General features: G+C 33.9%; 15 protein-coding genes and 1 other RNA gene. 8 read left to right on the forward strand and 8 right to left on the reverse strand.

The genetic code is table 11. The features are described 5' to 3' along the window. Window positions 1–8 precede the first annotated feature (8 nt). The gene (locus JOD96_RS18400) at window positions 9–3,197 is read right to left on the reverse strand and encodes a SusC/RagA family TonB-linked outer membrane protein (protein WP_209565691.1); all 3,189 of its coding nucleotides are present in this window, start codon (window positions 3,195–3,197) and stop codon (window positions 9–11) included. A 273-nt stretch (window positions 3,198–3,470) separates the two neighbouring features. Here JOD96_RS18400 and JOD96_RS18405 point away from each other — a divergent pair, with 273 nt between their 5' ends. The 3 genes from JOD96_RS18405 to JOD96_RS18415 all read left to right on the forward strand — a co-directional run bounded on the left by JOD96_RS18405 (window position 3,471) and on the right by JOD96_RS18415 (window position 6,861). Further along, window positions 3,471–4,523 carry a sensor histidine kinase gene (locus tag JOD96_RS18405; RefSeq protein ID WP_209565692.1) on the forward strand — a complete coding sequence of 351 codons (1,053 nt, stop codon included), beginning with the start codon at window positions 3,471–3,473 and terminating at the stop codon, window positions 4,521–4,523. Next, window positions 4,513–5,214 carry a LytR/AlgR family response regulator transcription factor gene (locus JOD96_RS18410; protein ID WP_209565693.1) on the forward strand — a complete coding sequence of 234 codons (702 nt, stop codon included), beginning with the start codon at window positions 4,513–4,515 and terminating at the stop codon, window positions 5,212–5,214. The genes JOD96_RS18405 and JOD96_RS18410 overlap by 11 nt, the downstream gene beginning before the upstream one ends. A gap of 177 nt (window positions 5,215–5,391) precedes the next feature. Then, on the forward strand, window positions 5,392–6,861 hold the full coding sequence (locus JOD96_RS18415) for an MFS transporter (RefSeq protein WP_209565694.1): 1,470 nt from the start codon (window positions 5,392–5,394) through the stop codon (window positions 6,859–6,861). 68 nt (window positions 6,862–6,929) lie between these two features. On the opposite strand, the gene JOD96_RS18420 is transcribed toward JOD96_RS18415, so the two are convergent. The 4 genes from JOD96_RS18420 to ffs form a co-directional block, all read right to left on the reverse strand. After that, window positions 6,930–7,424: a hypothetical protein gene (locus JOD96_RS18420; protein ID WP_209565695.1), complete on the reverse strand. Its 495-nt coding sequence runs from the start codon at window positions 7,422–7,424 to the stop codon at window positions 6,930–6,932. An 85-nt stretch (window positions 7,425–7,509) separates the two neighbouring features. Continuing rightward, the gene (fsa, locus tag JOD96_RS18425; RefSeq protein WP_209565696.1) at window positions 7,510–8,169 is read right to left on the reverse strand and encodes a fructose-6-phosphate aldolase; all 660 of its coding nucleotides are present in this window, start codon (window positions 8,167–8,169) and stop codon (window positions 7,510–7,512) included. A gap of 345 nt (window positions 8,170–8,514) precedes the next feature. Continuing rightward, the gene (locus JOD96_RS18430) at window positions 8,515–9,318 is read right to left on the reverse strand and encodes an SDR family oxidoreductase (protein ID WP_209565697.1); all 804 of its coding nucleotides are present in this window, start codon (window positions 9,316–9,318) and stop codon (window positions 8,515–8,517) included. A gap of 272 nt (window positions 9,319–9,590) precedes the next feature. After that, window positions 9,591–9,688, reverse strand: an RNA gene (gene ffs / locus JOD96_RS18435) — signal recognition particle sRNA small type. A gap of 88 nt (window positions 9,689–9,776) precedes the next feature. Between ffs and JOD96_RS18440 the strand changes: the two genes are divergently transcribed. Together JOD96_RS18440 and hutI are read left to right on the forward strand one after the other, a co-directional pair. Continuing rightward, window positions 9,777–10,829 carry a glutaminyl-peptide cyclotransferase gene (locus JOD96_RS18440; protein ID WP_209565698.1) on the forward strand — a complete coding sequence of 351 codons (1,053 nt, stop codon included), beginning with the start codon at window positions 9,777–9,779 and terminating at the stop codon, window positions 10,827–10,829. A 164-nt stretch (window positions 10,830–10,993) separates the two neighbouring features. After that, complete coding sequence (gene hutI, locus JOD96_RS18445) at window positions 10,994–12,232, forward strand: imidazolonepropionase (RefSeq protein ID WP_209565699.1); 1,239 nt, start codon at window positions 10,994–10,996, stop codon at window positions 12,230–12,232. A gap of 80 nt (window positions 12,233–12,312) precedes the next feature. On the opposite strand, the gene JOD96_RS18450 is transcribed toward hutI, so the two are convergent. Next, window positions 12,313–13,194 carry a hypothetical protein gene (locus JOD96_RS18450; RefSeq protein WP_209565700.1) on the reverse strand — a complete coding sequence of 294 codons (882 nt, stop codon included), beginning with the start codon at window positions 13,192–13,194 and terminating at the stop codon, window positions 12,313–12,315. A 97-nt stretch (window positions 13,195–13,291) separates the two neighbouring features. On the opposite strand from JOD96_RS18450, the gene JOD96_RS18455 reads away from it, so the two are divergent. Together JOD96_RS18455 and JOD96_RS18460 are read left to right on the forward strand one after the other, a co-directional pair. After that, window positions 13,292–14,329 (forward strand): formimidoylglutamase, encoded by a 1,038-nt coding sequence (locus JOD96_RS18455; protein WP_209565701.1) that lies wholly within the window; start codon window positions 13,292–13,294, stop codon window positions 14,327–14,329. Window positions 14,330–14,462: 133 nt separating this feature from the next. Next, complete coding sequence (locus JOD96_RS18460; RefSeq protein WP_209565702.1) at window positions 14,463–15,713, forward strand: DEAD/DEAH box helicase; 1,251 nt, start codon at window positions 14,463–14,465, stop codon at window positions 15,711–15,713. Here the strand turns inward: JOD96_RS18460 and JOD96_RS18465 are convergent. Continuing rightward, window positions 15,710–17,890 (reverse strand): response regulator, encoded by a 2,181-nt coding sequence (locus tag JOD96_RS18465; protein WP_209565703.1) that lies wholly within the window; start codon window positions 17,888–17,890, stop codon window positions 15,710–15,712. The genes JOD96_RS18460 and JOD96_RS18465 overlap by 4 nt on opposite strands. A 281-nt stretch (window positions 17,891–18,171) precedes the next feature. Between JOD96_RS18465 and JOD96_RS22550 the strand changes: the two genes are divergently transcribed. Continuing rightward, the gene (locus JOD96_RS22550; RefSeq protein WP_262898526.1) at window positions 18,172–18,300 is read left to right on the forward strand and encodes a hypothetical protein; all 129 of its coding nucleotides are present in this window, start codon (window positions 18,172–18,174) and stop codon (window positions 18,298–18,300) included. A gap of 83 nt (window positions 18,301–18,383) precedes the next feature. On the opposite strand, the gene JOD96_RS18470 is transcribed toward JOD96_RS22550, so the two are convergent. Continuing rightward, window positions 18,384–19,664 carry a dicarboxylate/amino acid:cation symporter gene (locus tag JOD96_RS18470; RefSeq protein WP_209565704.1) on the reverse strand — a complete coding sequence of 427 codons (1,281 nt, stop codon included), beginning with the start codon at window positions 19,662–19,664 and terminating at the stop codon, window positions 18,384–18,386. Window positions 19,665–19,668 lie beyond the last annotated feature (4 nt).

Genomic DNA, 19,668 nt, shown 5'->3' on the forward strand with positions numbered 1-19,668 from the left:
TTCTTTTTTTAGAATGTAACTTTAAGATTAAAACCATATGATCTTCTAAATGGTAAAGAACCATATTCAAAACCTTGACCGTTTCCAGATGTATACATAGACTCAGGATCAACGTTTGGCAAATCTTTATTAAAAGTCAATAGATTTCTTGCGAATGCAGAAACATAAATTGAGTTAATTTTTGCTCCGCCGTAAACACTTTTAGGTATAGTATATCCTAAACTTACTTCTCTTAATTTTACATAAGAAGCATCATAGATAAATGGCGCAGGGGTATTATTAAAAACAGTGTTCCAATAATCTTGCGGATTTACCGGTTTTGTGTTTTGTACATACACCGGATTAGCAGCTGTTCCTGTATTCACAACTCCGCTTGCTACATAACCCGCAGTTGGTATCCAGGTAGCCTGACTAAAGTTAGGATCGTTTGCAACCGCATCTGCTCTTGCAGCATTATAAGCATCTCTTCCCTCTGTGGTAATATCCAAAAGTCCTTTTTGTGCTGCAAGTGAGTTTGTCATAGAATAAACATCCATTCCGAATTTCATATCAATAAGGAATTGAAACGTAATTCCTTTATAAGACAGACGATTTGTTAAACCGGCTGACCAATCAGGAAGACCTTTTCCTAATTCGACTTTATTTTCTGTAAATAAAGGAAGACCATTTGCTCCAATAATCACTTCTCCCGATTCTGTTTTCTGAAAATCTTTACCAATAATAGTTCCGTATTGACCGCCTACTTGTGCTACGATAGCAGCTCCTGCCCAACGGGCTTCTGAGATAGTATATGTATTAATAGCGGGATGTAAAGAAAGGATAGAGTTTTTATTCTTAGAAAAGTTCAAATCAATTCCCCATTCAAAATTCTTTGTTTTGATTGGTGTACCAGACAAAAATATCTCAATACCTTCGTTTCTTAATTCTCCTGCATTTACAGAAATAAATTCGTAACCAGACGTAGCAGATGAAGGTAAATCAATAGTCTGATCAGCTGTATCTTCACGGTATACTGTTATATCTGCTTTTAATCTGTTTTTAAAGAAAGAAGTTTCAAGACCAAATTCAATTCCGGTTTTAGACTGATAAGTTAAATCAGGATTTGGTGCCGATGTGTTTTTAATATTTACAACGCTTCCTCCATTATAAGAAGAATAAGTAGTATAATTCAAAGCATTTTTATAAGCTCCGGGTGCATTAGAAACTTGTGCCCATGACGCTCTGAATTTTCCATAAGAGAAAGTATCATTCTGAATGCCAAAAGCATCAGAGAAAATAAAACCTAATGAAGCTGCTGGGTAGAAAGCATCTTTATTGATGACACTAAACCAGTCATTTCTACCTGTAAACTCTGCATAAAGATAACCTTTGTAATCAAATTTTGCTGAACCATAAACCGAATTTGTTCTTGTTTTGGTCTCAACCGGCGGATTTTCTGTCTGAGTAGAAAAGTTACTGATATATTCTGTTCCAGGCTCAATAATGTTGGTACCGAATCTTGAATTTTGCTCTCTTCTAAAGTCTCTTCTGCTTGTGCCTAAGATACCTGAAAAAGTAAAATCGGCAGCTAATTTAATATCACTTAAGGTTGCGATAAAATCTGTATTCATTTCAGAAACAGAAATATTCTCCAGACCAAGATAACCATTATCTCTTCCCGGCCATGTGCTTCCCGCTGCCATAAAATCTTTAGACCCAAAAGTATAGGTATCTAAACCAGTTCTAAAAGTTAAACCTAACCATCTTTGCAGCTGATAAGTTCCCGTCACATTTCCCGTAAAACGGTTTTTCTTAGATGCATTATGGTTTTCATTTACAACCCAATACGGATTCAGTAAATAAACATTATTATTCCATTGATACATAGAACCATTTTCTGGATTTTGCGCATTTTTCAACCAGGCCTGATCAATGTTTGGTGCTAATCCGCTTAAGGAATATCCAACGTTATTTGGAGAATCTCCTAAACCCGGTCTGTTATTGGCAGTTTCAACCATATAATTTACGTTAGCATCCAAAGTAAATTTTTCTGATTTTAAAGTTGCATTTAAAGTTGCATTATTTCTTTCTAAACCCGAATTAGGAATTACATCATCATTTTTTAGATTATTAAAACCAAAACGAACAAACGCATTCTCACTTCCGCCTGAAAGCGCAACTCCATTAGTCATTGTAACTCCGGTTCTAAAAAAATCCTGAATGTTATTATCAACTTTAGCATAAGGTCTCATTGACCCATCAAATATCTTAACCTGCTGCCCTACAGTTTCAGAAAATTTTGGTCCCCATGCATTTGTAGTGTATCCATAAATTTCAGACGGAGCTTTTGTAGGGTCTGGCAAAATTCCGTTAGAACCTGTTCCATAATCCGTTTGATAATCGTTGTATTTTGCATTTACTCTGTCAAAGCTTACACCGCTTGTTAATTCTACCTGAAGTTTTCCTTTGCTGCCTTTTTTAGTGGTAATTAAAATTACACCATTTAACGCTCTGGAACCATACAAAGCAGCCGCTGCTGCTCCTTTTAGTACTGTTAAACTTTCGATGTCATTTGGATTGATACTTGAGATACCGTCTCCGCTGTCTCTTCCGTCAAACCATTTACTCGTAGCCGAACTGTCATTAGACAAACCTGTATTATCTATCGGCACCCCGTCTACAATATAAAGAGGCTGATTATTCTCACCTATGCTCGAAATACCTCTAATAATCACTCTTGTACTTCCCCCCGCACCTGTAGCAGGAATAGAAACATCAACACCGGCAATTTTACCAGAAAGTGCAGTTGCAACGTTGGTAGTAATCACTTTATTCAATTGATCACCTTTTACATCTTGTACTGCATAACCCAGCTCTTTTTTCTGTCTTTTGATACCCAATGCCGTTACAACAACTTCATCTAAATTTTGAGTATCTTCTGCAAGTACTACATTTAACTGAGCGGAATCACCTACAGTTACAGTTTTAGTTTTAATTCCGATGTATGAAAATATCAAAACATTTCCTTTGGATGCTTCGATTACATACACTCCATCATAATCAGTTTGAGTTGCTTTTGCTGTTCCCTGAATAAGTACAGTAACTCCTGGTAGCGGCAATCCATTTTGATCGCTTACCACTCCTTTGATACTCTTTACCTGCGCAAACGTGGCTAAGGAAGTAAAGAATACCAAACAGATTAACACAATTTGTTTCATTATTGTCATGGTTTTGTTAGTTAAGCGATAAAAATATTGTTAAAATTAACATAAATAAAATATTTTATACAAACTACTCAAAAACTTAAACAAACGACACAAAACAATCAACATTATGTTTTACGAAAACGTTCTACCCGAAAAATAAGATACCGTTTCTCTTTTTTTTCAAAATTTTATTCAAAAGAATTGTGTTTTACCAACTAATTGTTTAAAGTTGCATAATCTTTATAAAAAAGGCTCAAACAGTCCCTTAATTCATCAAAATCGAAGTTGAACGAAATTCAAAAATTAAAATTCGACATTAAACTGCAAAATCACGTTTGGTTTTGGGGTAGCTATTTTACTCTCAACTTTCTAAGATGGGGAGCCTATTTCAACGATTATCCTTATTCATTCAAGTCAAATCTTATTGAATTTTCCCTGCACATTCCTCTTGTATATTTTAATCTCTTCATTTTAGTTCCTAAATTCGTTCTAAAACAGAAATACATACAGTATACATTTGCCTTGATTGCAAGCCTTTTTGGAATATATTTATTAAAAACAGCTCTTACCTATTATATAATTTCAGAAAATATATGGCCCGAGGCAAATCGTGAATACCATCCTTTTGAGATCAATCATATCGTAGCTGTTTGTATTGGAGAATTGTATGTATTAGCAATGGCATCTTCAGTATACCTGACACTTACCTGGCTAAGAGAACGTGAGAGAAACAGATCTTTGAGAGAAAACCAATTTAAAATCAAATTAAAATATCTCGAAAACCAGATTCAGCCGCATTTCTTCTTTAATACCTTAAACAACTTGTATGCTTTATCGTTAGAATCATCAAATAAGGTTCCGGATGTAATCATCAAACTATCTAATTTGATGGAATATGTATTGTATGATGTAAAAGGAACCAAATTCGTACCACTTATTAAAGAAATAGATTACATCCAGAATTATATTGAAATAGAAAAGCTACGTTTTGAGAATGTAGAGGTTACAATAAATCTGGAATCTGATATAGAAGAAGTGATAGTCCCACCGCTCATTTTTATTTCATTAGTCGAAAATGCTTTTAAACATGGAGGATTAAACAATAAAAACCTGAAAATCAAAATCAATTGTAAAGTTATCGACAATCAAATGTTAGATTTTGAAATCCTAAATAATTTTGTAATTTCACATAATCTTAACTTAAAGAAAGGTATCGGATTAACTAATACCAAAAAGAGATTAAAATTAATTTATAAAAGCAATTTCAGTTTAAAACACACAACAAAGCTTAATTACTATATAATCCGTTTGCAAATACCAATTCGTAATGAAAATTAAATGTGTATTGATTGATGATGAGCCGTTAGCCATAAAAGTCCTGCAAAATTATTTTACCAATTTTACTGACTTCGAAGTCGTAGCCACATTTAATAACTCTTTAGAAGCTCTCGATTTTATTAACAGCACTCCCGTTGATGCCGTTTTCCTGGACATCAATATGCCGATGATGACCGGCTTTGAGTTAATTAGCCTTATCGAAAACAAAACAAAAGTTATTATCACAACTGCCTTTCGCGAATTTGCCGCAGAAAGTTATGATCTCGATGTTCTCGATTATTTAGTAAAACCAATTCCGCTTCCTAGATTTATAAAATGCATCAATAAAATCACAACCGAATTCAACCTCAAAAACAACATAAAAGTAGAAACTTCAAAAGGTGACTCCCATATTTTTATCAAGGTCGATAAAAAGATGATGAAAATTAATATTGAAGAAATTCTCTTTGTCGAAGGGATGAAAGAATACATAAAAGTTGTCACCCCGGACAAGACTTATATTACCCACAAATCTCTAACTTCCCTGTCTGAAGAATTGCCTTCTGATCGTTTTTTACGCATACATAAATCGTATGTTATTGCGCTAAACAAGGTAAAATCTATTGAAGGAAACCGCATTCAGATTCAATCTTACACTATTCCAATCGGAAGAAATTACAGTAAAGAAGTAAAAAATAAAATTTTGGAATAAAATTCTTTGCATTTCCTGTTTTCTAAGTAAGTAAAAATTAACACATTGTTGAAAAAATGATGTTGTTGGTTTAAATTTAACATTATTTGTGTCTTTTTATTTTTTTTTGATAACCGTAACAAATATATTTACGGTCTTCAAAAAACATAAATAAAAAAAATTAACCTTTCTACTATTATGAGTTCAGAAAATGTTCAAACCAAATGGGGGCAATTTATCTCATTGATAATCGTCTTCTTTTTTTGGGGTTTTGTCGGATCAGCAAATGACATCCTTATCCCAGTATTCAAAAAAGTATTTACTTTATCACAAGTTCAGTCACAATTAGTTGCCTGGGCATTTTATGCTGCATATTTTGTGGGATCAATTATTTTCTTCCTGGTATCTCTAAAATCAGATGTTTTGCAAAAATTCGGATACAAAAAAACACTTTCTGCAGGGTTACTCCTATCTGCAGTTGGTTCATTTTTATTTGTACCCGCAGCAACAATGCAAAGTTTTCCGTTCTTCTTAACCGCTTTATTTACAGTAGGTTTAGGATTTTCAATCCAACAAATTGTTGCCAATCCTTTAGCTATTAAAATGGGAAGCCCGCAGACCGGAGCTCACCGTTTGACTCTGGCAGGAGGTGTAAACTCTTTTGGAACAACAATTGGTGCAATTTTATTAGGAATTGCTCTTTTTGGAATGGGAGACAACAAAAAAACAAACCTTTCTCTTGAAGATATTAAATTACCATTTATAATCTTAGGTCTTGCGTTTATCGTAGTGGCTATTTTTATGTATTTTTCTAAAATTGAAGACCCTGCAAAAATAGAGGAAGCTCAAATAGATCACAAACACGCTGCATTCAACATCTTAGACTATCCACAATTATACTTAGGTATGTTGGGAATCTTTATTTATGTTGGAACTGAGGTTACTATTATCAGTAACTTACCTGCTCTTCTGCACACAAGCGAATTCGGAAATGTTCTCGAAGATGCAATCGCTCCATTTATCGCCCTGTATTGGGGAAGTTTAATGATTGGACGTTGGAACGGTGGTGTAAATGTTTTCAACACATCAAACCTTGTTAATACTGCACTTAAATTCATCGTACCGGCACTGGCATTTGGAGTAATTATCGGAGCAAACATTTTTGCTGCACACGATGTATCTGCATTCTACATTTACCCAATCTGGATTTTATTATTTATTGCCGTAAGTTTTGTAGGTGGTAAAAATGCCGGAAAAACATTAATGCTTTTCGGAATTTCAGGTTTATTAATGATGGTATTAGGACTTGTTTGGCCAAATCCCGAAATTGCTAAATTCTTCTTTATCTCAGGCGGATTGTTCTTATCTATCATGTGGCCTTCAATTTTCGATTTAGCAATCGCAGGTTTAGGAAAAAACACAGGAAAAGCATCATCTTTCCTAATCATGATGATTCTTGGAGGTGGAGTTATTCCATTGGTACAAGGAAGTATCTGTGATTTAGACGCAACACATCCAAACGGAATTCTTGGAATTACTTACACTCACTTCTCTTATATCGTACCACTTCTTGGTTTTGCTTATTTAGCATTTTATGGTTTCTATTGCCCTAAAATATTAAGAAAACAAGGAGTAAGCCACGTTATTAGCGAAGGCGGAGGACACTAATCTCAGCAATATAAAAAAATCCCGTTTTTACTTTATCGTAAAAACGGGATTTTTTTTGCTCAATAATTTTATTTAGCTTTCATAATTGCATTTAAATTCTTTTTAAACAAATCCTTATTCTTTTCAGATAAAGTGTATACCACATCCTTATCAGCATGAACAATTACTTTATCAATATTAGCCTCTAAAAGCGCTTTTGGATCCTTTATTCTCAAAGTACACGCTCCATCAAAAAAACCATCATCCTCAATCACTTTTTTGGCCTGAAGAATAGTTCCGTCATTTAAAACAGCCGAAATAGTCATTTCCTTATTCAAAGTTTTAGAATAAAAACCATCCATCACCAGCATTAACCTATATGAGTTCTTCAATTCCGGGCCTTTAAACTCATGTCTGGTAATATTGTAGCGCAACCCTTTTGCCAAAGTCTGAAATTTTACAGAACAATCCAGTTCATAAGTTGCCACATCACCGGCTTCATTTATACTCGTTAATACTCTGGCCTGCGCATGCAGCTGAAATACAACCGCAAAAAACATCAAAAAAACAGATAACTTTTTCATATACAAAACTTTATAGTATATAAAAATAAAAAAAATCGCTGTCTTTTTAACAAAAACAGCGATTTAATTTTTTATAAAGTATTGACTACTGCTTATTTCCTTTTTCAAAATCAGCAACAAACTGTGCTAATCCGATATCTGTTAATGGGTGTTTCAATAAACCATAAATTGCAGAAAGCGGTCCTGTCATAACATCAGCACCAATTTTAGCACAATTTACAATATGCATAGTATGACGCACAGAAGCAGCCAAAATTTGAGTCTCATAACCGTAATTATCATAAATTTCTCTAATTTCCTGAATCAGGTTCAATCCATCTGTAGAAACATCGTCTAAACGTCCGATAAAAGGAGAAACGTAAGTTGCACCCGCTTTTGCAGCCAATAAAGCCTGACCAGCAGAAAATACAAGAGTTACATTTGTTTTAATACCTTTATCAGAAAAATATTTTGCTGCCATTACACCTTCCTTGGTCATTGGCAATTTTACTACGATTTGATCATGTAATTCAGCCAGTTCTTCACCTTCTTTCACCATTCCTTCAAAATCCAGTGCATTAACTTCAGCACTCACATCACCTTCAACAAGATTACAAATATCAACGTAATGCTTCAAAATATTGTTTTTTCCGGTAATACCTTCCTTTGCCATCAAAGACGGATTTGTAGTTACACCATCCAAAACACCTAAAGCTTGTGCCTCTTTAATCTGAGCTAAATTAGCTGTGTCAATAAAAAATTTCATATTTATTTATATTTAATTGTGTTATTATCAGGGCGTGACCCCATTTACAAAAGGCGCACTCACAAAGCCGCATATACGCGCCTTTTGCAAATGCGGTCGGGCTATCCGCACTACTTCGGTAGTCTGCTCCTATCCCCTCACGCAAACAGCCGTAAAATTACAACATATAAACGTGTTATTACAGATATCAGAAAATCAATTTTCTACAATCTATATTAAGCAGTAAAAGTAAAGTTTTAAATTTTTAATTCAAAATAAATGAAAGTTGGAGAAATGGTATTTGAAAAACAGTTTGTTACAATTTCTTCACTAACGCAATCAAACCGCAACTATATCTTGTAATAATTACAATTTATAATGATTCATCAACATCTTCTCATAAACGGTATCAGGAAGAATTCGCTTTAATACGATTGAAAACTTCTGCATAAAAACACCCACTTTGTAGTGTACATTTGGTTTCTTAGCCAGCATAATTTTATATATCGCCTCAGCCATTTCATTCGGATTACTTCCTGCATCTACATGTTCGTTCATAGTAGACAAAGTATCTCCATAAACTTTCTCATAAGCAGAACCAGAAATTAGAGGTGCATGATAACGTCCGGCAGCAATATTGGTTGCAAAATCGCCCGGGGCAACATTTGTAATATTAATCCCGAAAGATTTCACTTCCATACGCAACGCTTCGGTAATCAATTCCAAAGCTCCTTTTGAAGCCGAATAAACACTTCGGTAAGGCAATCCCATATATCCTGCAATAGAAGTAATATTAATGATAAGACCCGATTTTTGTTCGCGCATTTTTGGTAAGGCCGCTTTCATAACTTCAATAGGACCAAACAAATTAGTTTCAAAATTATTTTTGATTTCCTCCATCGGAATTTCTTCCAATGGCCCGGTAATTCCAACCCCGGCATTATTAATCACCACATCCAGCCTGCCTGTTGTTGCAATAATGTGATTAACCGCCATTTTAATAGACTCTGTATTACGAACATCCAAAGCAACCAACGGAAAAATAGAATTTACTACTTTTTCAGGATTACGGCTGGTGCCATAAACAACATATCCTTTTTGATGTAAAAATTCTCCAATTGATTTTCCGATTCCTGATGATCCTCCGGTAATTAAAACGACTTTACTCATTTATGTTAGGTGTTAAGAGTTATGGGTTATGGGTTATGGGTTATGGGTTATGGGTTATGGGTTATGGGTTATGGGTTATGGGTTATGGACTATGGGTTATGAGTTATGAGTTATGGGTTATGAGTTGAGACGTCAGAGATTAAACTTGAGTAATACAAACACTCAACTTTTAAATTCTAACGATATATTAACGAATAACATTTAACTTCGACACGGTCAAAAATAAAAAAATCTTCCATAAGGAAGATTACAAATTAAATTTATTCTAAAAAAAGTGGCAAGCGACCTACATCGCACCGCTCAACCGCGTACCCTTGCTATGTTCCCATCCTGGGGGAGTCTGCAGGAGCTGGTCGTGTAGGACTTGCCGGTGCAAATATACAATCTTTTTATATTTTTGCAAGAGCTTTGTTGCTATAAAAATATCGTCGTATATTGGCTTATTCAAATTTTTAACTATGAAAAAATATAACTTCCTAGCTGTCATTTTATTAGGAATCACATTAATTGGTTGTAATGGTGCAAAAAAAGGTGAAAATTCTTTATTTACTATCGATGATTCTGCTTTTCCGGCACATTTTACATCAAAAGACGCTGTTTCAATCGCTATTTTGAATCCAAATTCTAAAGAAGTTGATAGTACAGTTTACTTTGTAAACGATAAAAAAGTGGGAAGCACAAAAGGTGCTGAGAAATTCAAATTTGAATTAAAAGATCAAAAATTAGGATACCAATATCTAAAAGCAACTGTTTATTATGGCTCTGAATGGTCTGATGCTACCAAAAGAATCGAACTAGTTTCTGATATTGAGCCTAAATTATTAAACTATAAAATTGTAAATACTTATCCTCACGACACAAAGGCTTTTACAGAAGGTCTGGAATTTCATAACGATGCTTTGTTTGAAAGTACTGGTCAAAAAGGAGATTCTTATTTTAGAGAAGTTGATTATAAAACCGGAAAAGTAATTACACAGGTTGATCTTCCTAAAGAATATTTTGGAGAAGGGATTACTTTCATCAACGGGAAAATATTTCAATTGTCGTGGGAAGAAAAGACAGGTTTCATTTATGATGCAAAAACTTTTAAACTCGAAAAAACTTTTAAATACGATAAGGACATTGAAGGCTGGGGAATGACAAATGACGGAAAATTTATTTATCATTCTGACGGAACGGAGAAAATCTGGAAAATGGATCCAAATAATCAAAAATTAGTTGATTATATCAATGTTTATTCGGGAACTTCTAAAATAAAAGCCATTAATGAATTAGAATACATTAATGGAAAATTCTTTGTAAATGTATGGCAAAAAGATGCTATTGCTGTTGTAAATCCAACTTCTGGAGCTGTTGAAGGAATTTTGAATATGTCTGGTTTACGCAAATTCATCAAACATCCGCAAGCTGAAGTTTTAAACGGAATCGCTTACAATCCAAAGACTAAAACCATTTTTGTGACTGGTAAATACTGGGAAAAATTGTTTGAAATATCAGTTTCAGAAAATTAAATTCCAATCCCGGCACTTCGGGATAAATTCCAAATTCCAATCAACACGAGTTTCACAAGTTTTCACGAATTGATTAGTGTTAATTTGTGGCCCGGGACCGTAGGGCGAACTGGCGTAGCAAATTTGTGTTTTATATAATTACTACAATAATTAAATTTTTAATAATGATTACTTTAATCACAAATATAAAAGAATTGCTTCAGGTTCGCGAAACGTCTGTTTCTAAGGTTTCGGGTGCCGAAATGGCGGTTCTTCCCACGATAAAAAATGCATTTTTATTAATTGAAAATAATCTAATTGCAGATTTTGGTTTGATGGAAAACCTTCCCGAAGTAAAAGCTGACGAAATTATTGATGCAACAGGAAGAATTGTATTGCCAACCTGGTGCGACAGCCACACACATATCGTTTATGCAGGAAATCGTGAGCAGGAATTTGTAGACAGAATCAACGGATTTACTTATGAAGAAATCGCAAATCGGGGTGGCGGAATCTTAAATTCGGCAAAAAAACTCAATGAAACCTCTGAAGAAGAAATTTACGACCAGTCTAAACTTCGGCTTGAAGAAGTAATGCGTCTAGGAACAGGAGCCGTAGAAATAAAATCAGGTTACGGACTGACTGTTGAAGGCGAATTAAAAATGCTCCGCGTTATTAAAAAACTGGCTGCAGACTACCCTGTTTCTGTAAAAGCGACATTTTTGGGAGCTCATGCTTTCCCTCTTCATTATAAAGAAAATAAAACAGGTTATATCGATGAAATCATAACCAAAATGCTGCCTGAAATTGCAAAGCAAAAACTGGCTGATTATGTTGATGTTTTTTGCGAAACGGGTTATTTTTCTGTTGAGGAAACCGAAAAAATTATGCAAGCGGGAATTGAATATGGCTTAACGCCAAAAATTCATGTCAACCAATTTAATTCTATTGGAGGAATACAGGCTGGAATCAAGTTTAAAGCCCTTTCTGTTGATCATCTGGAAATTATGAATCCGGAAGACATTGAAGCTTTAAAAAACACAGAAACAATGCCTGTAGCTCTGCCATCGTGTTCGTATTTCTTAAGTATTCCGTATACGCCGGCACGCGAAATGATTCAGGCAGGTTTACCTTTAGCATTAGCAACAGATTTTAATCCTGGCTCTACTCCATCGGGAAATATGAATTTTGTGGTTGCTACGGCCTGTATCAAAATGAAAATGACTCCGGAAGAAGCAATAAACGCCGCAACTATAAATGGCGCCTATGCAATGGGAATCTCAGATACGCATGGCAGTATTACCAAAGGCAAAAAAGCAAATTTAATCCTGACGAAACCTATTTCTTCTTATTATCAGATTCCGTATGCTTTTGGCAGCAATCTGATTGAGAGTGTTTTTATCGAAGGGCAAATTATTAAATAAAAAAACAATATTTTAAAACACAAAAAAGGTCTGTGAGTAAATTCACAGACCTTTTTTAGTAGTATTCTTTTATCTAAAGTTTATCTTAAAGAAAAACTTGTTTTAGAAACTAATTCGTCATTATCAAAAACATTGATAAAATAAGTTCCTTTTGCGAAATCTTTTCCAGGAAGGTCTTGTACTACGTTAACTGATTTGTTTTCGTACTGCACTGTAGTTTTAAAACTGTAAGTTAATGTGTTATCTCCAAAACTTTCTGTTTTCTTATCTCCCAAAACATTGTTTTTAGCATCAATAACCTGAACATAATAGGTTTTGTCACCAGATTTTGCGATTTGATTTTCAGCAATTGTAAAACTAATTTTTAAGACATCAGCACGGCTGGCTTTGTCAGTCTCAACTTGTTTTCCTGAGCTTCTTAGTTTGTAAGCTGCAGTTTTTGTATTCAAAATTGATAACTTAGATCCTTTTTCTACAGTTTTAGCCAGTTCTTCGTTTTGACCAACTAATACTTCGTTATATTTTTTTGATTCTCCTAAAACGACAATAGTACTATCTCTTTGAACTGTCAAAACACCATTTTGTTTTTTCAGTTCATCATTTTCAGCAACTAAAGTTTTCATTTTAGCCTGCATCCCCTGAACCTGATTTCTGTATTTAGATACATCTCCTTTAGATTTATTTAAATCAGACATCAAAGCTACTACTTTGTCTCTTTCCTGAATTAACTCATCAGACATTGAAGTATTTTCAGCGATGGCAGCATCATAAGTTGCTTTCAATTCCTGTAAATCCTTCATTACAGATTCCTTTTCAGTTAAAGTAGAAGTTAGTTCAGTCTTAACTACGTCTGTATCAGAAGACAATTTAAAAATATACACTAAGCTACCAATTAGTAGGACTGCTAAAACAGCGATAACCGCCTTTAGACTTGAGTTGTTGTTGTTCTTTGGGTTTTCCATATTTAATAATTTTCTTTAAAAACAAATTTAATAATTAATATATCGTAATAACGTAAGTTAACACAATTATATTATTTTTGGTCAATAATTTTTTTTTATGGAGAAATTAATCCCTTTTACTATAAATGATTTAGCAAAAGTCACAAATCACCGAAGTGGTGAAATAAAATTCGGAGAAAAAATGATTATTATTCCAAAAGGAGTTGAAATCATTAATTTTCTAAAAGAAAGTGAGGCTAAATATGTCCTTTTGGGAATTCCCGAAGATATTGGTGTGCGTGCAAATTACGGAAGGCCCGGTACTGCATCTGCATGGGAAAATGCTATAAAAGCTATAGCCAATATACAGCATAACCGTTTTGCAAAAGGAAGCCAGATTATTGTTTTAGGACAAATTAATGTTGCTGATGAAATGCGTGATGTTGAAAACCTGGATTTTAACGACATTGATGATCGTTCAAAATTAAGTCAGCTGGTTGAAAAAATTGACAAGGAAGTTTCTCATATAATTTTTACCATTATCAAAGCCGGAAAAACTCCAATTATCATTGGCGGGGGACATAATAATGCGTACGGAAATATCAAAGGATCGGCTCTGGCCAAAGGGAAGCCAATTAATGCTATCAATTTTGATGCTCATTCTGATTTTAGAATCCTGGAAGGCCGTCATAGCGGGAATGGTTTCTCATATGCTTATGAAGAAGGTTTTCTGAAAAAATATTTTATTTTCGGTTTACATGAAAATTATACTTCAAAAAGCGTTCTTGATATTATAAAAAAACTGGAAGACCGCGTACGATATAATACTTACGATAGTGTAAATATTCGCAAGGAGAAAGACTTTAATAATGAAATGATCCATGCTTTGGATTTTATAAAGTCTGATTCTTTTGGAATTGAAATTGATTTGGATGCTATACCAAATATTGCCAGCAGCGCCATGACAATCAGCGGATTCTCGATTGAAGAATTACGTCAGTTTGTTTCGTTTTTTGGAGAACATAAAAATGCCACGTATCTGCATATTTGCGAAGGTGCTCCAGACCTGGACCAGTCTCCGAACAATCATTTAATTGGAAAATTAATTGGGTATCTGATAACTGATTTTATTAAAGCAAACAACGAAAAAATTTAAAAACCATAAATTATTACCATCAAAAAAGGTCGTTTTGCCAAATAAAACAGGATTCAAAGAAACGATTGACTGAATAAACTTATCTTTGCACAGAATTTTAGTACTTATAACTAAAATTCTTAATACCTAAGATATGTTATTCGAAGATTTATCACTTTCAAAAAGTATACAAAAAGCCGTATTTGAAGAAGGCTACCTTAACCCCACTCCTATTCAGGAACAATCTATCCCGATCGTTTTATCGGGCAGGGACTTGATTGGCTGCGCACAGACTGGTACAGGGAAAACAGCTGCATTTGCTATCCCGATTATACATCAGCTGCACCGAATTGTGGGTTCATCAAAAAAAGCAAAACAAATACGTGCCCTTATAGTTACTCCTACTCGTGAACTCGCTGTTCAGATTGGACAGAGTTTTGATACGTATGCAAAATATACCAACTTAACACAATTGACTATTTTTGGAGGAGTTTCACAAAATCCACAAGTCGATGCGTTAAAGCAGGGAATTGACATTCTGGTAGCCACTCCGGGAAGATTATTAGACTTGCAAAAACAAGGCTTTCTTGATTTAGATCATCTCCATACTTTGGTTCTGGATGAAGCTGATCAAATGCTGGACATGGGTTTTATAAACGATGTAAAAAAGATTGTAAAACTAACACCTAAAAACCGTCAGACTTTATTGTTTTCTGCTACAATGCCTATTGCAATTCGTGAATTGGCAGAAATGTTTTTGCAGGATCCTGCAAAGGTTGAAGTTTCGCCAGTTTCGTCAACAGCTGAAACTGTAGAACAGCGCATTTATTTTGTAGAGAAAACAGAGAAAAGAAATTTGCTTTATCATTTAATCAAAAACGAAAATTTATCAAACGTTTTGGTATTTTCAAGAACCAAACATGGTGCTGATAATGTTGTAAAAGCATTGCGTAAAAAAGATATACCTGCCGAAGCCATTCACGGAGATAAGTCTCAGAATGCCAGACAGCGTGTTCTCGATGCGTTTAAAAACAAAGAAGTTGGTGTTCTCGTAGCTACAGATATTGCCGCAAGGGGAATTGATATTGATCAGCTGCCTTATGTAATTAATTTTGACTTGCCAAATATTCCTGAAACATACGTTCACAGAATCGGAAGAACGGGCCGTGCAGGAAATGGCGGAATAGCAATCTCATTTTGCGGGAAAGATGAAGAACCGTATTGGAAAGATATTCAAAAACTAATAAAAGTTGATGTAAAAACCATTACCGATCATCCGTATCAATGGCATTCGGGAAGTCCGGAAGCCACTGCCGAAAAACCAAAAAACTCTAACAGAAGCGGCGGAGCTCACAAATCGAGAAAATCAAATGCATCTAAGCAAAATAAAAAACGTTGGTATTAACCAACGTTTTTTGTTTCAGATATTAAGTAATTAATTATTTTAAAAAGCTTAACGGGCTCAAATGGTTTAATTATAATATCATTCATGCCTGAAGAAATTGCTTCGTCTGTAATTTCATCCTTATCAAAGGCTGTTAGTGCTACAATTGGAGTTTTTATTCCGAGCTGGCGTATTCTTTTTGTTGTTTCGAAACCATTCATTACCGGCATATTAATATCCATCAAAATGAGATCGAAATATTCGTTATCAAGAATTTGCAGTGCCCTAAAACCATCATCTACTACTTTGCAGATATAATTATTCTTTTCGATTATTTTTTTGGTTACCAGCTGATTGATTACATTATCTTCGACAATCAAAATTTTAAAGACTTCATCTGATGTCAGGTCAACCTGAATTTCGTCAATAATTTGCTTTGTTTTTACCGGATCAGATTCAAAGGGAATTGTAAATGTAAATGAAGTTCCTTCTCCTATATTACTTTGCAGGATAATACTGGTATTAAAAAGTCCTAACAGCCTTTTTACAATGCTCAGTCCTAGTCCTGTACCTTGATAATCTTCGTCTTTTCTTCCTACCTGAACAAATTTTTCAAAAATTTTAGCCTGGTCGACAACTGCTATTCCGACACCATTATCTTTTATCTGAAATTCCAGAAAATAAAATTTTCCTTCAACTTTACTAAGGTTTATAATTATTTCGACTTCTCCGTCATTGGTAAATTTTAAAGCATTACTTACCAGGTTCATCAGGATTTGTGCAAGTCTCAATTTATCTCCAATTAGATATTCAGGGATTTCAGGATCTATTCTTATTGAGATTTTATTATTATTTTTTTGCGAAAGAAAAGAAAGGGAATTTTTAATCATCGAAACTTCATCAGAAATATTAAATGTCAGCGTTTCTAAAACCACCTTATTTTCTTCAATTTTATTGATTTGCAGAAGATCATTTACCAACGACAGCAGATATCGGGCAGAGAACTTTAAGGAACTAAGATGTTGGCTTGTTGATAATTCCTTATGTTCTTCCAGAAGCATATTGGTGATACCAACGACACCATACAAAGGAGTGCGCAATTCATGGCTTATAGTCGAAATAAATTGTGTTTTGAGCAAAGAGGCTTCTTCTGCGATTTCTTTTGCTTTTAGAAGCTCTAAATTGTGTTTCTTTTTAAACCTGATATTTTTAATTAACGTTATTATAAACAGCAACAGGATAAAAGAAGTTATTACAAACAAAACAACAATAATCCTGGACTTTTTAAGACTTTGATATTGCGAATCTTTTTCATCTTCGATTTTATCAATCTGTCTTTTGTATTCGTCCAGTTCAAGGTTTAAACCTGCTACAGAAGCTTTCTTCAGTTTTTCATCATTATAGATTTGTTGCGTTATCCTGTTGTAAGCAAGCAAATTGGCATAGGCTTCATTATGCTTTCCTATTTTGGCCAGAAATTTTGAATATTCCAGATGTGCGTATGATAAATCAGGTCTTTCAAGGCTGTTATCCTTTATATTAATTGCTCGTTGAAAATATTCATTGGCTTTATCATTATTGCCCTTGTAACTCGAATACATGCCATTTAGCATATTAGATACTATAACGGTATCATCATCCCCAAATTTTTTATTGTTGTTTACAAAATTCAGATAGGCATAACCTTTATTAAATTCTCCAATATCAAAATAGGACCAGGCAAGATTAACATTGGTAAAATAGATTTGGGTTGAATCCTTAATTTCTGAACTCAACTGGAGAGATCTTTTATAATAATCAATTCCAACTTTGTATTGTTTTTTCTCAAAGCAGTATATGTTACCCAGATTATTATACAACATATTAATAAAGCTGTCGTTTTTTGCTTTTTTAGCGTATGCCAGGCTTTTTTTATAAAAGAAAATTGCTTTATCAATTTCTCCAAGTTCGTTATAATTGGCACCTATAATGTTGTAAGAACGTGAAATAAAATAATCGTTTTTGGCTATTGTAGAATGATTTAGTGCAGCTCTGGAAACAATAAGTGATTTCTCAAAATTTGCCTCTCTGAAATCAGAAAGTGCTTCTAAGATAAGTTTATCAATTTTAGCTGTTGGTAAATTACTTTGTGCCGATAAGGCGAATGAAAGAAAATTCAGAAAAAGCCATGATAAAAAAAATCGTGATCGGAATATCATTTGGGAAAATTTATTCAAATATACATTATTAACAAATAAAATAACATATTGATTCTTACAAAGTTAATTTACGTATACTTAATTTATTTAATACTTAAGACAGATAAGAAACGGTTTAATTAAATAAAAATTATTTTAAATTAATCAATAAATAAAAATATTAGCTTAAAAATAAACAGCATTTTAAGAAAATAAATGAAATTAAATTTTATCTTTAACAAAATTAACAAACACAAGCTCCAAGTGTTTTTATTTAGATTGGAGTATTTAAAACCAAAAACATGTTAGAAAACTTTTTAAAATTCGAAGAATCTGAAAAATTAACTAAGACTCAACAAAAAGCTATTCAGGGAGGCGATACGCTTCCAGATGATTCTGATGAAGGCAGAAAAGGAAAAGTTGCTGCATAGTTAATAGTGCTTTAGATTAAAAAAATAAAAAGCCGTAATAATTATTTATTACGGCTTTTTCAATATAAAAATCTTTATTATTTCTAATTTTCAGCTGATACTTCTGAATCATTACCATTTTCCCATTGTCCTACAACAGAAGTTGCCAAAGCATTACCCAAAACATTGGTTGCACTTCTAAACATATCACAAAAATGATCAATTGGCAAAATAAGAGCAATCCCTTCAATCGGAATATCAAACATTCCGCAGGTTGCGGCAACAACAACCAAACTGGCGCGCGGCACACCGGCAATTCCTTTACTTGTTAACATTAAGACTAAAAGCATGACCATCTGAGTTCCCAGATCGAGATGTACGCCATAAAATTGTGCAATAAAAATACTTGCAAAAGTCATATACATCATACTCCCGTCAAGATTAAATGAATAACCCAGCGGCAGCATAAACGAAACAATCTTATCTTTTACACCAAATGCTTCTAATTCTTCAGTCAATTTAGGAAAAACAGCTTCACTGCTTGTCGTACCAAAAGCGATTGCCAGAGGCCCTACAATACGTTTTAATAAATCTGTCATTCTTCCTTTCAGGAAAATATAACCTACTGCAATTAAAACGACCCATAATGTACTGATTCCTACTAAGAATGATCCGAAAAATTTAAAATAGGTGATAACTAATTCTTCTGCATCACGTATCGCAAATACTCCTGCAATGGCTCCAAATACTCCAATCGGAGCAAATTTCATCACATAATTAACCATTTTCAAAACAATATGCGAGGCTTTATCCAGAGCATTTATAACTGGTTTTACAGTGCTTCCCAATGATGCTGCTGCTAATCCGAAAAAGATTGAAAAAATTACAATTTGCAAAATTTCATTGGTCGCCATAGCCTCAAAAATACTTTTGGGCACAATGTGTTCAACAAAATTTTCAAAAGATAAAATTTTAGTTTTTCCTGTTACTTCGCTGGCAGCTGCCATATTCACATTTCCTAACTTTATACCTTTTCCGGGTTCTAAGATATTCACATAAAATAGTCCGATTAACAGGGATATAAAAGATGCTGTAAAAAACCATCCTAAAGCTTTTCCTCCAACTCTTCCTACCGTTTTGATATCACCCAACTTAGCGATTCCAACCACGAGGGTTGTAAACACCAAAGGAGAAATAATCATCTGCACTAAACGAATAAATACTGTTGCCAGCATTTTAATTTTAGCGCTAAAAGATTCTGCTGCTTCCTGCGAAATCGAATTGTGTATAATGATACCCAAAATGGCACCAAGAACCATTGCAATTATAATTTGCCCGGTAAGACCAGAAAGAAATGATTTTTTTTTGATTTCAGTAACTTGCATTATT

The sequence above is a fragment of the Flavobacterium sp. 1355 genome, assembly GCF_017833415.1.
Lineage (GTDB): Bacteria > Bacteroidota > Bacteroidia > Flavobacteriales > Flavobacteriaceae > Flavobacterium.

What these genes read in the sequence shown, in the direction of transcription:
- JOD96_RS18410 (WP_209565693.1), top strand. Translation starts at nt 4,513, where the DNA reads ATGAAAATTAAATGTGTATTGATTGATGATGAGCCGTTAGCCATAAAA.
- JOD96_RS18460 (WP_209565702.1), top strand. Translation starts at nt 14,463, where the DNA reads ATGTTATTCGAAGATTTATCACTTTCAAAAAGTATACAAAAAGCCGTA.
- JOD96_RS18415 (WP_209565694.1), top strand. Translation starts at nt 5,392, where the DNA reads ATGAGTTCAGAAAATGTTCAAACCAAATGGGGGCAATTTATCTCATTG.
- JOD96_RS18455 (WP_209565701.1), top strand. Translation starts at nt 13,292, where the DNA reads ATGGAGAAATTAATCCCTTTTACTATAAATGATTTAGCAAAAGTCACA.
- JOD96_RS18430 (WP_209565697.1), bottom strand. Translation starts at nt 9,318, where the DNA reads ATGAGTAAAGTCGTTTTAATTACCGGAGGATCATCAGGAATCGGAAAA.
- hutI (WP_209565699.1), top strand. Translation starts at nt 10,994, where the DNA reads ATGATTACTTTAATCACAAATATAAAAGAATTGCTTCAGGTTCGCGAA.
- JOD96_RS18440 (WP_209565698.1), top strand. Translation starts at nt 9,777, where the DNA reads ATGAAAAAATATAACTTCCTAGCTGTCATTTTATTAGGAATCACATTA.
- JOD96_RS18400 (WP_209565691.1), bottom strand. Translation starts at nt 3,197, where the DNA reads ATGAAACAAATTGTGTTAATCTGTTTGGTATTCTTTACTTCCTTAGCC.
- fsa (WP_209565696.1), bottom strand. Translation starts at nt 8,169, where the DNA reads ATGAAATTTTTTATTGACACAGCTAATTTAGCTCAGATTAAAGAGGCA.
- JOD96_RS18465 (WP_209565703.1), bottom strand. Translation starts at nt 17,890, where the DNA reads ATGATATTCCGATCACGATTTTTTTTATCATGGCTTTTTCTGAATTTT.
- JOD96_RS18470 (WP_209565704.1), bottom strand. Translation starts at nt 19,664, where the DNA reads ATGCAAGTTACTGAAATCAAAAAAAAATCATTTCTTTCTGGTCTTACC.
- JOD96_RS22550 (WP_262898526.1), top strand. Translation starts at nt 18,172, where the DNA reads ATGTTAGAAAACTTTTTAAAATTCGAAGAATCTGAAAAATTAACTAAG.
- JOD96_RS18420 (WP_209565695.1), bottom strand. Translation starts at nt 7,424, where the DNA reads ATGAAAAAGTTATCTGTTTTTTTGATGTTTTTTGCGGTTGTATTTCAG.
- JOD96_RS18450 (WP_209565700.1), bottom strand. Translation starts at nt 13,194, where the DNA reads ATGGAAAACCCAAAGAACAACAACAACTCAAGTCTAAAGGCGGTTATC.